Origin of the sequence: Clostridium formicaceticum (assembly GCF_001854185.1) — a bacterium.
GTDB lineage: Bacteria > Bacillota > Clostridia > Peptostreptococcales > Natronincolaceae > Andreesenella > Andreesenella formicacetica.
Map to the genome: position 1 here is coordinate 2,773,412 of NZ_CP017603.1, position 12,839 is coordinate 2,786,250.

Sequence of the window (12,839 nt, forward strand, 5' to 3'; positions counted from 1 at the left end):
AAAACATGTTACTATAGATATACACTTATGAATTAAGTCGCGTTGTATATAAAATTTTAATTGTTTTTACTTGTTGCAGCAAAAAGTGAGGAGAATTATGGATATATATAGACAGCTAAAAACATATTTTGGCTATGATAGGTTTAAAAAAGGTCAAGAAAAATTAATCGCAGGAATATTAAAGGGAATAGATGTATTGGGAATTATGCCTACAGGTGGAGGTAAGTCTCTTTGTTATCAACTTCCGGCGGTGACTTTAGAGGGTGTTACCATCGTTGTTTCCCCTCTTATATCTCTTATGAAGGATCAAGTAGATGCGTTATATGAAATGGGTATTAAGGCCGCCTGTATTAACAGTACCCTTCAGACCAGCGAATTAATAGAAATTACCAAGGAAATAAAGGCAAACCAATATAAAATCGTATTTGTAGCACCAGAGCGGCTAAATAGCAGTAGTTTTATGGATATGATAAAGCATATAAAAATCTCTTTAGTGGCTATTGATGAGGCCCACTGTATTAGTCAGTGGGGTCATGACTTTCGCCCAAGCTATCTTGAAATTCCTAGATTTATTGGCAGGTTTAGAAATAGACCTGTAGTAGCGGCTTTCACGGCAACAGCTACAAAGGAAATTATTGCAGAAATAAAAGCACTAATAGGGTTGCAGGATCCACTAGAGGTTACTACAGGATTCGATAGGCCTAATTTGTTTTATCAGGTAACGAAAGCAGGAAATAAGTTTGCTTATCTATGCGACTATTTAGAGAATAACTTTCAAGAGGAGTCAGGGATCATCTATTGTTCAACAAGAAAAACAGTTGAGGCACTGGTGAAAAAACTAAAGGAAAGAGGAATTTCTATCAATGGTTATCACGGTGGGATGCAAACGGAGTTACGGCAGAAAAATCAAGAGGATTTTATGTTTAACAGGGTTAGAATCATTGTAGCCACCAATGCATTTGGCATGGGGATAGACAAACCAGATGTTAGATTTGTAATACACTACAATATGCCTAAAAACATGGAAGCTTATTATCAAGAGGCAGGCAGGGGTGGTAGAGATGGAGAAGAAAGCCATTGTATTCTAATGTACTCTCCTTCTGACGTTGTAAAACAAAAGCTGATGATAGCCAATGAAGAAATTGCACCTGAACGAGAAGCATTGCAGTATAAAAATCTACAATATCTTATTGATTTTTGTCATACCAATGATTGTCTTAGAAATAAAATATTAAGTTACTTTGGAGAAGAGGTAATTAGTGACAATTGCGGTAAATGTAGCAACTGTTTAGATCAGTCGGAAATGGTAGATATTACCGTTGAATCTCAAAAGGTGTTGTCCTGTATCTATAGAGTTAATCAAAAATATGGTGTAAATACTGTGATTCAGGTTTTGAGGGGATCAAAAAATAGAAGAATCTTGGAACAAGGTTTAAATCAAGTATCCACCTATAATATTATGAAGGACTATAGTGAAAAAGCAATTAGAGAAATTATTATGACTTTATCTGCTAGAGAGTATATTCATATTACAACGGATAAGTTTCCTGTGTTAAAACTAACCTCCAAATGTAGGGAAGTGCTGCAGGGAAAAGTAAAGGTATATCATAAAAAGGATTTGATTGAAAACAAACCATCGGAGAATAAAAAAGAGGGATTAGATAAAAGGGCAATGGATGATGCTTTTGATGAAGAACTATTGAGGAAATTAAAGGAGTTAAGGTATACGATAGCGGCGGAACATGAATTACCTCCCTTTATGATCTTTCATGATAGAACTTTGAAGGAAATGGCATCTTGCTTTCCTCAGGACAAAGAGGCTTTTCTGAAAATAAATGGTGTAGGAGAGAAAAAGTTTGAAAATTATGGTGAGAAATTTATTCTTCTTATTAAAGACTATTGTATTGATAAAAAAATAGATACAGCTTTAGAGGAGAATGAACTGGATCAAGAAGCAGCATATGATAGATATCAATTAACCTATCATTGGTATCTAGAAGAATTATCTATAGAGAAAATTGCTGATAAAAGAACCTTAAAACCAGCCACCATTATTCAGCACTTGAAAAGGTGTCAGGAGAATGGCCTTGTTGTTGATTGGGAAAGATTTATGTGTGATGCAGAAAAAGAAAAAGTAGTTATGGAGGCAGTGAAAAAAATAGGTTCCCAAAGGCTGAAGCCTATAAAAGATGCTTTGCCTGAGGACATTAGTTATGAGGATATTCGTATAGTAATTATAAAAAATGCACTTTAAGATCAATGATGTCTGCTAAAAATCCCATGATACTCAACGTAATATCATGGGATTTTTAGCGCTTTGATAGCTATATTCCAGTGAATGGAGTCTTTATCGATTTCTTGTTTAATCTATTTAAACTAAGGTCAACGACACGGGTGGAAATGAATAAAATAATCAGCATAAATACTGCAGATAAGACAAATATCCATTCTATGCCGACTTTTTCTAAAACGATACCATTGACATAAGTACCAACAGCACCACCTACAAATAAGTTAAAAGATACCAGTGACATAACTGTTCCTCTGAGTTTAGGCATAAGACCTTGCGCTGTAGTGACTAACGTGGAATGGATAGATACAAAGGCATAGCCAAAACCAAATAATGAAATAGAAAGCAAAATTGGTGAATGAGAAAAAGATAAGGATACTAAAGATATTGCTCCTAAAATTGCAGCATAAGGAACAAATTTAGTATCTAGTATTTCCCTTAGCGTACTTGCTTTTCTCCCTCCCAACACTGTAGCAGCGCCAAAAAAGGTAAGAATCAAGCCTACCTTGAGAATATTATAGCCGGTATTGTTTTGAATAAATCGGCCTGAATAGGTAAAGGTTCCAAAAATACTAAAACCAATTAGAAATATGGTTCCTACAACTTGAATAAGTTCTCTATTGCTAAAGGCTTCTTGGTAAACCTTCCGAAGGTCTAACTGTTGCAGTACACCAGGTTTTTTTTCCAAGGTTTTGAGCATGATAAATGCCATAACTAATTCTAACACACCATAAATAAAATAGACTGCCCGCCATGAAGCAAAATATGCGATAGCACCTCCTATTGCGGTTGCTGAAGCACTTCCTAAAAACATCATGCCGAAGAATTTACCAAGCATTTTTTGTCTATTAGCATCCTGAGAGCTTTCTCCTATAAAAGCAATTGAAACAGGAAAAATCCCCGCTCCAAAAGCACCATTACAGGCACGAAAAATAATTAAAGAAGTTAGATTAAAAGAAAAAGCGCCTAAAATACTAAAAATTGCAGTACCAAAGGCTGCTATATTGATGACCCTTGTCTTGCCGTAACGATCTCCTAGAGGGCCAAAAAAAATCGTAAAAAATCCAAAACAAAGCATGTATGATGTCACAGAAAGAGCTGTTTTAGCAATAGGGATTCCTAGGTCACTAGAGATGTTGATCAATAACGGGGCAACAGCATAATTATCGCCATTGGCCAAAAAACCCATGATGCCCAATACAATTAGCATTTGAGCAAATTTTTTTGAGTCATTTTCCAAAATACTCGCCTCCATATCAATAATTTCATAAAATTTCCAACAACTTAAGCATAAATAATAATAAAGATGCTGTCAACACATTTAATGGGATATTTAACAAATTATTTTAAGGCTTTTCTATAATAAAATTGACTACTAAATTAATTTATGATAAACTAAATCCGACTATTCATATGTGAAATACATAGTATTAATAAAGAATGGAGGATGGTTCTATGGAGATACAAGAAAAATTTCATAAACTCCAAGAGATTATAAGAGGGCTTGAAAGTGCTGCTATTGCTTTTTCTGGTGGAGTAGATAGTACTTTTTTATTAAAGGTAACACAGAATGTATTGGGAAAAGATGTAATTGCAGTGACTGCTAGATCCTCTACATTTCCAGAAAGAGAATTTAAGGAAGCTAAAGCATATGCAGAAAGTATAGGGGTAAAACATATTGTTATTGTATCAGAGGAGCTGGACATAGAAGGGTTTTCTAAAAATCCCACCAATAGATGTTATTACTGTAAACATGAACTTTTTTCAAAAATACAGGAGGTAGCTTTAGATCATAATGTAAAGGTTGTTTTAGATGGTTCAAACTACGATGATATAGGGGATTATCGTCCTGGAATGCAGGCAGCAAAAGAGCTTAAAGTAGTTAGTCCTTTAAAGCAAGCAGCTTTGACAAAAGAGGATATACGCATCCTTTCTAAAGAAATGGATATACCTACATGGAATAAACCCTCCTTTGCTTGTCTTTCTTCAAGGTTTCCCTATGGACATGAAATCAATAGAGAAAAGCTGAAAATGGTGGAATTAGCAGAACAATTCTTGCTAGATAAAGGTTTTAGACAGGTAAGGGTAAGGCATCATGGAGAAATTGCTAGGATAGAAGTAGAGAAAAAAGAAAGAGAAAAGATTTTTGATTTGCAGTTGATGGATGAGATTGGCAACAAACTAAAAGAAATAGGTTTTCATTATGTTACAATAGATGCTTTGGGCTATAGAACAGGCAGTATGAATGAAGTGTTGACAGAAGGAGATAAAGTATAAGAATCCCCCCATTTTCTTACGAGATACATTAAGGAAGTGGGGGGATTGTCATAAGCCTAAATTATGTTAGAAAAGAGGGGATCATCTCCTTTAATTTTCAGTTGTGACAGGCGTAGCAATTTCTTTTTTTGGAGCAATAATGAAGAAAGCGTATCTTATCAAAACATAAAGAACCATAAGGATAGACCAAAATTCTAAAAATTTTACTAAATAATTTAACATTTCTATTTCTTTTCCGTTATTCATTAATAAGTTGTTTGTTCCCTTCATAGCAATGCCGCTGATGACAAAGGGGAAAGTAAAGGCGGAATAACTAGGATAAAATTTCAATTTCAATATTTTAGGCATATATAATAGCACAAAAAACAGCATTAATAAGGCTAGAGAGGCTAAAAAAACGATCATCATCATATTTTTTTCTGAGAATGCATTTAAATAACCAGCTAAACAGAGACTAGCAGGAGCTGCAAAAATTACCATGGTCGGTAGAGCAGCTTCAGGAATTTCTTTGATGATGAAAACCCGATAAAGTACCAAAGGTAATAGCACTAAGTAAGAAATAAAACCAAACCAAAAGATAAGTTGTCCTAAACTAGTAAAACCATAGACTGGAGCTGTTACACTTCCAACGACAATCCCAACGTATACAACAAAATAGCTTGGAAAAACTTTTTTGATATTAAATTTTAAAAGATATTTCTTCGTGAAATGAAGCATTAAACAGATATGAATCAATAAACCTAGAATCCAAACGCCAAGGGCTATTGAAGGTAAATAGGTTCTGATATAGGTAGATAAAATCATTAATCCCATGGAAAAAGTAGGGCTTACACTGGCTATAACAGGATTTTCGAAGGCTTCAGTGAAGGACTCAGGCTGAGCTGAAACCTTTATCGTAAGGGCGCCAAGTATCATTATAGATATTAAACCAAAAATATTTCGATAGATGTTACCATAGGATAAAACTAAGTTTCCTGTTGCTGCTAAAGCCAACATCAATCCTGCTATAGGAATGGGTATTTTCTTAATTACCTTATTCATGTCTTCACCCCGCTAGTCATCAATATTTACAAGCTGTAGTTCTCTTACCACCATACAGGCCAGCTTTTCAGCGATTTCTCCTGTAAAGGCTACACATTGGTTTTTGTGTTCGCCTGATGCCATATCCATACCATGGGTTAGAATCTTACAGCATAAGTGTTTATGATTATCTTTGAAGCTTTGCTGCAATTCATTGGCTAATTCCAGAGTTTTTTGAACCTTTGAATCGCCGCCTTTTGTTCTCCCAAAAAAATAGCCTAGCATCATGATACCGCCGGAAACGGCACCGCAGACACATTTTGATTTTCCTATACCTACAGGAAAGCCTGAAGCCATAGCGATGATTTCTTCTGGCATATCAATTTCAAAATTGCTTTTAATGGAGCTAACGATAGCTTCTGAACAGAAAAAGTCTCCTTTTCTATAAAGTTCTTCTGCATCACTTTTAATTTTTTTAATACTCACTTCCTTTTTCATTAGTAAAGACCTCCTTGAATTAAAAAATAATTGTTTTCTAGTGAGAAAAATAGTGTATAAATAAGAAATATCATCTAAAGTATATCATAAAAAAAATTAAATACGAATCGAATTGTTTGATACTACTTATCAGGAGGATTATAATAATCTATAGTTATTTATTGGAAGTTTCTGAGGGGAAATGTGTATACCAACAGCGAATGAAAATTAAAACAACCTCTATACTATATTCCATAGTATAGAGGTTGTTTTAATGCATTTAATGCATATGATTATGTACACCTGCTAAGAAGGCTTTAGAAGCTAATTCATATTCTTCATCACTTTCAATATTATTTAGCTCTGGATTTCCCTCTCTTTCCACCAGTCTGTAGAGTAATGCTGTTTCTGAGCTTTGAGGCAGTACAGCAATATACTTCTGATCGTTGACTTCAAAAATATCCAGTACATCACATTCTATTTCTGTATTATCCACAAGCGTTAAATGAATTTTTTTATGCTGTAGATGTTTGGTAGATAGATGATCACAATCACAATTATTCAAACAATTTCCCATAAATTTTTTCTCCTTTTTCAAATTTTTTTAGATTATTGCCACAATGGAAGAAAATTATAACTTGAGTTGTGCAATGATTTAATGTAATAGTGAAAATTAAATATATACGCTTATTTCGTTTAACGCTAAAACGTCTTCCAGTAAAAGGTCCTAAAATTTACACCTTGATTAATCTTTAAACATGCAAATTTTTTAACTATTAGCAAAAGTAATTTCATAATAGTGGAACTTATGGAAAAATATGATTTGCCAAAAAAAATAATTCAGCGTATAATTTTATATAAAATTATTTTACATAGAAAGGAATAGGACGATTCGATGACTGTGTTTCTATTTATCTTGGTTAATAATATTATACCCATTTTTTCACTAATAGCGCTAGGTTATTTTTTAAGTAAAAAATTTGATTTAGATATAAACACATTAACCAAATTAAATTTTTACGCTTTTCTGCCTTGTTTTACTTTTGCAAGCCTATATACCACGAAGATTCCTTCGGATATGGTAAAAGTACTGATGGTTACCCTTCTTCTTATATTGGTGAACATGTTGGTGGTTAGATTTATTTCACAAATATGTCATTATGATGAGGGGATGAAAAGTGCCTTCACCAATTCTGTTTTGTTTTATAATACAGGAAATATAGGGGTGCCTTTGGTGACGCTGGTGTTTAGTAGTCCTCCCTTTGTGGTGAACGGTGAAACCCCCTATTTAAGCATTGCTCTTACTGCACAAATTATGGTTTTAGTGGTTCAAAATATCACTACCAATACCTTTGGTTTTTTGAATGCCGGTCGGGTCTCTGCTGATTGGAAAGTATGTATTTATAAGGTTCTAAAAATGCCAACCATCTATGCGATTCCTTTAGCATTCTTATTAAAAGCTATACCCTATGATGTGACACAAACACCTGTCTGGCCTGCCTTTGAATATGCTAAAAATGCGCTAGTACCTATTGCACTTATTACCTTAGGTGTGCAGCTTTCACGCACTGCCTTTGAATTTAAAAACAAAGATGTATATCTTGCCACAGCCATAAGGCTGATTGTAGGGCCGTTGTTGGCTTTGCTGTTTATTTATCTATTTGATATGGAGGGTATTGTTGCGCAGGTAGTTATGATTTCATCGGCATTACCTACTGGAGTAAATGTTGCTCTTATTGCAGTAGAATGTAACAATCTGCCTGATTTTTCCTCTCAGACGGTAATGATCACCACATTATCTAGTGCAGTTAGTCTTGCTGGGGTAATTTATATGGCGAGAATTTTCTTTCCAGTATAAGGGCGGTGTAAGGAAGGGATATAGGGTGATAATATGGCAATGATTCCAAATATTAAGAAGCGTATTTGAATAGTGCAAAAAATTACTATCTAGTAAAAAATACTTAATATTCCTATCAAATTGTAGTTGATAGGAATATCTGATATGTTCGGAAACTAAGGGGGGGATCCGAAACACATGGAGTCAAGTGTTGCCAGCTACAGCAAGCGAAGCACTAATAATCATTGCCATGAATATCCTAAGAAAAGATATAAAAATAAAAAAGTCGGTTTTTTCAGTAGAAATAGAAAAAAGCCGACTTAGTTAAAGCCTATAGTACTTGTACTTTTTTCACCTTTCCACAATAGGAGGCATAACCGTTTCCAGTGATACCCATTGGTCAAAAGTTCATCGCTTTAAAAGCTACAGAACCTTTGACTCGGAGAAATAAATTATGCATATTTAATTAATAGAGTTTGTTAAAAATTTAATAATGTATCTATAGACAATATTTTACTATAACTTTATCCTTTTGTCAATTCTTGTAGAAGAAATTTTCTATCATCTGCTCTCGATTAACCTGAGTTGCTCACTTTTAGATTCTATAAAATTCGGCTACAATTCAGAGGGAGTTTTTACTTGGAGGATGTAGTGCTTGGTCTCCCACTTGCATAAGTAGATAGCCTGAATTTTTGATTTGGTGTTAGTCACTTAGCTAAGTGCTAAATCATCGCACAACGCAAGTAACTAAGTTTCTGCAATGATATCTCCGGTTTCTTTTAAATCATATCCTCCAATTCCAGAAAGCTCCATTTTGAAATCTTGTGAATTCAATATTTCCAAGACGGCTCTAAAAGGAGGTTGACCTATGTCTTCTTTTCTTGCTACAAGTTCATACCTTTCCTGCTGCAACGGGATAAAATCAACTTCATGGACCTGAAGACCTGTCTTTTCATTTCCTAAAGCTAAATCAGCACCTCCTCGTGCCACCGTACTTGCCACAGCTAAGTGAGAAGAACTCTCTCTGTTGTACCCTTTGATACGCTGACGATCAATTCCCATTAGTTTTAAATGTTCGTCAAGAAGAACTCTGGTACCACTTCCTTTTTCGCGATTAATGATGGTGACATCGCTACGCCTTAAGTCTTCCCAGCCTGTAATGTTTTTGGGGTTTCCTTTAGCCACATAAAATCCCTGCATACGGCAGGCAAGATGAATAATAACAGCAGGTGTTCCCGGTAACATTTTTTTTACATAAGAAATATTATATTGATTTGTTTCTCCATCCCATAGGTGAGCAGTAGCTAATTGCACTTTTCCTTGATACAGAGCGTACAGACCGTTGTAGCTTCCTACGTAGGAGCGAAGGGCATGCGTACCTTCTGGGTGTACTTGAAGATAACGGGATAATATATCTAACAGCGCATCTTGACCAGAAATTACAAAGCCTCTTGAGGGATAGGATGCCTCATCACAAAGCAAAGAAGAAGGCTTAGAAAGCGTTGGTTGTATTAAGCTTGGATTATTTATAGAACTATCTTTTTGGCTTTTCGTTCTATTTTTATAGTCTTCTACATCTTTTGGATCAATTCGGACTTTGCGTCCTACTCTGTAGGCGTTCATTTCACCCCGTTTTATCAATTCATATACTGTATTTTTGGCGATTTGTAAGATATCAGCTACTTCTTGTGGTGTCAAAGATCTATCTTCTTTCATGAAAATTCCTCCTGGTAGGTATGCTTAAACCTTTGTTTATTTTAATATAGCAAGAATAAAGAGCTTTTACAAGGGATTAATGGTGCAGTTTCGCTAGAGCCCCAAAATTGAAATAATTTTCAAAAAATATTTCTTGCTATTAAATATTTTTACCTTTATAATAATTATCATAACATAACGTAACATAACTAAGTATAATAAATCGTGAATAAGCTTATAGATAGATTGTGTTTTGTTATATTTAGTTATGTTGTGATATATTAATTAAATGTAGGGGGTAATTGTATGCGATGGATTCTAAAAGTATTGGCGGTTGTATTGATAGCTGTTTTGTTAGTGGGGTGCAGGACTTCAGGCAATGATATTGTAGAAACTATTTCTGGGCAACTTTCTTCTCAAGAAGTAAAAGCAACTTTAGTAATATCTGCTGCCGCAAGCTTAAAAGACGCTATGGAGGATATAAAACAGATTTATACCGAAGAAAACCCTAATGTTACGCTTACTTATAACTTTGGTTCATCTGGTTCTTTACAGCAGCAAATTGAACAGGGTGCACCTGCAGATATTTTTCTTTCGGCAGCCACCAAGCAGATGAATGCATTGAAGGAAAAAGGACTTATCTTAGAAGAAACCCATAAAGATCTATTGGAGAATAAGGTTGTACTTATTACATCAACGGGAAATTCGCAGGTGATTGGCTTTGAAAGCCTCAGTGATGTGCTGGTTAAAAAAATAGCTTTGGGAGAACCCAACAGTGTTCCTGCAGGACAGTATGCTGAGGAGGTTTTGAATAACTTAAATGTGAAAGAGGTTATATTACCGAAAGCTGTTTATGCAAAAGATGTTAGAGAAGTACTGGCTTGGGTAGAGACAGAAAATGTAGATGCAGGCATGGTATATGAAACAGATGCAAAAATTTCTGATAAAGTCAAAATTGTTGCTACAGCACCTGAAGGTTCACATAAGCCGATTATCTATCCAGTGGCAGTGATAAAAGACAGCAAAAATACTGATGTTGCAAAAACATTTATAGAGTTTTTATCTACTGAAAAGGTAAAGTCAATATTTGAAAAGTATGGCTTTAATGTTATTTAAGGTATTTATGGATTGAAGGAACAGACGAGGAGGTGGCAGAATGGTATTTGATTTATCTCCCTTATGGATATCAGCTAAAACAGCATTTGTAGCGACTTTCTTTACATTTGTTTTAGGTATTGCTGCTGCAAAATGGATGATGGGTTATCAAGGAAGAATCAAAGGATTTATAGACGGTGTTTTTACTTTGCCTCTTGTATTACCACCAACAGTAGTAGGTTTTTTTCTACTGCTGGTATTTGGTAAAAATGGTGTAATAGGAAAGCTATTATTAAGATTTGGAACAACTATTATTTTTTCCTGGCCGGCTACAGTCATTGCAGCAGTGGTTGTAGCTTTTCCCCTAATGTATAAAACCACTCGAGGAGCCCTTGAGCAAATAGATAAAAACCTTATTTATGCGGCCCGTACGCTAGGGGTATCTGAGTGGGAGATTTTCTGGAGAATCATGTTGCCGCTTGCTTGGCCCGGAATAGCTGCGGGAAGTATTCTTGCTTTTGCCCGTGCACTAGGAGAGTTTGGAGCAACGCTAATGATTGCTGGCAATATACCAGGAAGGACACAAACCATTCCGTTAGCGATATTTTTTGCAGCACAGGGGGGAGATATGGAACAAGCATTGATATGGGTACTTTTAATTGTAACAATCTCCCTTGCTATTGTTTTTTTTATGAATTTTTGGTCAGAGAAACAATATAAGTTTATAAATGGTTTTAGGGGGAAAGCGTGATGAAACTGTCGGTAAATATACATAAAGAATTAACAGGCTTTACACTAAAAACTTCTTTTGAAACGATGGAGGGGAGCCCCCTTGGACTGCTGGGTGCTTCTGGTTCTGGAAAAAGTATGATATTACGTTGTATAGCAGGTCTGGAGACCCCCACCAATGGGAGGATTGTTTTAAATGAACGTGTTCTTTTTGATTCTGAAGAGAAGATTGATATACCAAGCCGTAAGAGAAAAGTGGGTTTTTTGTTTCAAAATTATGCTCTTTTTCCCCACATGACAATAGCTGAGAATATTGCCTTTGCCTTAGGAGATTTAACAAAGAAGCAGCGGTCAGAAAAGGTAAAAGAATATATTACCATGATGAAACTACAAGGTTTAGAGGAACGATATCCATCTCAACTTTCTGGGGGCCAGCAACAGCGGGTAGCTATTGCAAGGGCACTGGCTATTGAACCAGAAGTACTTCTTTTGGATGAACCTTTTTCAGCTTTAGATAACCATTTGAAAGGACAGATAGAAAAACAACTGATAGAAACACTGGCAAGCTATAAAGGAACTTCTATATTCGTTTCCCATAATATGGAGGAAGTTTATCGGATATGTGATAATGTGATTATTTTATCGGAGGGCAAAGTAGAAGCATATGGAAAAAAAGGAGAAATTTTTGAAAATCCTCCAACCATAAAAGTAGCTCAATTAACAGGATGCAGCAATTTTTCCAGAATACAGCCTGTCGCTACTGGAGTTTTTGAAGCTGTTGACTGGGGTTGTCGGTTGAAGGTAGAAAAACCGGTACCTGAATCGGTAACATATGTGGGGATAAAGCCAAGTAATATTGATCTGAGAAGAAATGTACAAGGCGATAATGTTTTTGAAGGTAGCGTGGTGGGATTAAATGAGGGCTTACAGACTGTAACAGTTTATTTAAGTCTTAAAAAATTTGATGGTAAATCTTCTAGTCACTATTTACAATGGGAAGTCTCAAAAGAAAAGTGGGCTAGAGTGGAAAAGCAAACAACGTCATGGTTCATTTGCTTAGATGAAGGAAAGTTATTTTTTATGGAATAAATATATATAAAAAATCAAAAAAATTGCAAACATTACCATGTTGTAGAAATCAATATTTTTGGAAAAATAGATTTCTAAATATTGAAAAAATTTAAAAAAATTCAAAAAAAAACTATTGAAAAGCAATTTATTCTATGATATATTATTAAAAACAAAGAAAGAGCAAAACAATATAGCTTAAATCAAATAAAATTTAACTTCTATCAATAAAAATAAGATAAGTGACAGCGCTTGAACTAGTGAGTTGAAATATATTTGTAGGAATGAACGAAGTGATACCGATGGTGGTATAGGCGAGTTTAGTAAGATATATTTTCTTAAGTTAGTTCT

At 34.9% G+C, this 12,839-nt stretch carries 11 protein-coding genes and 1 riboswitch; of the genes, 6 read left to right on the forward strand and 5 right to left on the reverse strand.

Annotation, left to right across the window (positions count from 1 at the left end; all coding sequences use genetic code 11):
• Window positions 1-97 precede the first annotated feature (97 nt).
• Window positions 98-2,254 carry a DNA helicase RecQ gene (recQ, locus tag BJL90_RS12405; RefSeq protein ID WP_070968415.1) on the forward strand — a complete coding sequence of 719 codons (2,157 nt, stop codon included), beginning with the start codon at window positions 98-100 and terminating at the stop codon, window positions 2,252-2,254.
• A gap of 70 nt (window positions 2,255-2,324) precedes the next feature.
• Here recQ and BJL90_RS12410 read toward each other — a convergent pair whose 3' ends face one another.
• Window positions 2,325-3,530, reverse strand: coding sequence for an MFS transporter (locus BJL90_RS12410; RefSeq protein WP_169824215.1), 1,206 nt, complete (start codon window positions 3,528-3,530; stop codon window positions 2,325-2,327).
• 215 nt (window positions 3,531-3,745) lie between these two features.
• On the opposite strand from BJL90_RS12410, the gene larE reads away from it, so the two are divergent.
• Window positions 3,746-4,567 carry an ATP-dependent sacrificial sulfur transferase LarE gene (gene larE, locus BJL90_RS12415; protein WP_070968421.1) on the forward strand — a complete coding sequence of 274 codons (822 nt, stop codon included), beginning with the start codon at window positions 3,746-3,748 and terminating at the stop codon, window positions 4,565-4,567.
• A gap of 90 nt (window positions 4,568-4,657) precedes the next feature.
• Here the strand turns inward: larE and BJL90_RS12420 are convergent, their stop codons facing one another.
• The 3 genes from BJL90_RS12420 to BJL90_RS12430 form a co-directional block, all read right to left on the reverse strand.
• Window positions 4,658-5,608: a TDT family transporter gene (locus BJL90_RS12420; protein ID WP_070968423.1), complete on the reverse strand. Its 951-nt coding sequence runs from the start codon at window positions 5,606-5,608 to the stop codon at window positions 4,658-4,660.
• A gap of 12 nt (window positions 5,609-5,620) precedes the next feature.
• The gene (locus BJL90_RS12425; protein ID WP_070968426.1) at window positions 5,621-6,085 is read right to left on the reverse strand and encodes a C-GCAxxG-C-C family (seleno)protein; all 465 of its coding nucleotides are present in this window, start codon (window positions 6,083-6,085) and stop codon (window positions 5,621-5,623) included.
• A 259-nt stretch (window positions 6,086-6,344) separates the two neighbouring features.
• Window positions 6,345-6,641 (reverse strand): DUF1292 domain-containing protein, encoded by a 297-nt coding sequence (locus BJL90_RS12430; RefSeq protein ID WP_081561976.1) that lies wholly within the window; start codon window positions 6,639-6,641, stop codon window positions 6,345-6,347.
• 318 nt (window positions 6,642-6,959) lie between these two features.
• Here BJL90_RS12430 and BJL90_RS12435 point away from each other — a divergent pair, with 318 nt between their 5' ends.
• Entirely contained in the window at window positions 6,960-7,922 is a 963-nt protein-coding gene (locus BJL90_RS12435) for an AEC family transporter (protein ID WP_070968429.1), read from the forward strand.
• A gap of 315 nt (window positions 7,923-8,237) precedes the next feature.
• Window positions 8,238-8,358: riboswitch (molybdenum cofactor riboswitch) on the reverse strand.
• Between the two features lie 290 nt (window positions 8,359-8,648).
• Here the strand turns inward: BJL90_RS12435 and BJL90_RS12440 are convergent.
• Entirely contained in the window at window positions 8,649-9,617 is a 969-nt protein-coding gene (locus tag BJL90_RS12440; RefSeq protein WP_070968431.1) for a substrate-binding domain-containing protein, read from the reverse strand.
• A 285-nt stretch (window positions 9,618-9,902) separates the two neighbouring features.
• On the opposite strand from BJL90_RS12440, the gene modA reads away from it, so the two are divergent.
• Genes modA through BJL90_RS12455 form a run of 3 tightly spaced genes read left to right on the forward strand, consistent with a single transcriptional unit; the run spans window position 9,903 to window position 12,509 of the window.
• The gene (gene modA / locus BJL90_RS12445) at window positions 9,903-10,712 is read left to right on the forward strand and encodes a molybdate ABC transporter substrate-binding protein (RefSeq protein WP_070968434.1); all 810 of its coding nucleotides are present in this window, start codon (window positions 9,903-9,905) and stop codon (window positions 10,710-10,712) included.
• Window positions 10,713-10,752: 40 nt separating this feature from the next.
• The gene (gene modB / locus BJL90_RS12450) at window positions 10,753-11,442 is read left to right on the forward strand and encodes a molybdate ABC transporter permease subunit (protein ID WP_070968436.1); all 690 of its coding nucleotides are present in this window, start codon (window positions 10,753-10,755) and stop codon (window positions 11,440-11,442) included.
• Window positions 11,442-12,509 carry a sulfate/molybdate ABC transporter ATP-binding protein gene (locus BJL90_RS12455; RefSeq protein WP_070968439.1) on the forward strand — a complete coding sequence of 356 codons (1,068 nt, stop codon included), beginning with the start codon at window positions 11,442-11,444 and terminating at the stop codon, window positions 12,507-12,509. Before modB ends, BJL90_RS12455 begins: the two co-directional genes overlap by 1 nt.
• Window positions 12,510-12,839 lie beyond the last annotated feature (330 nt).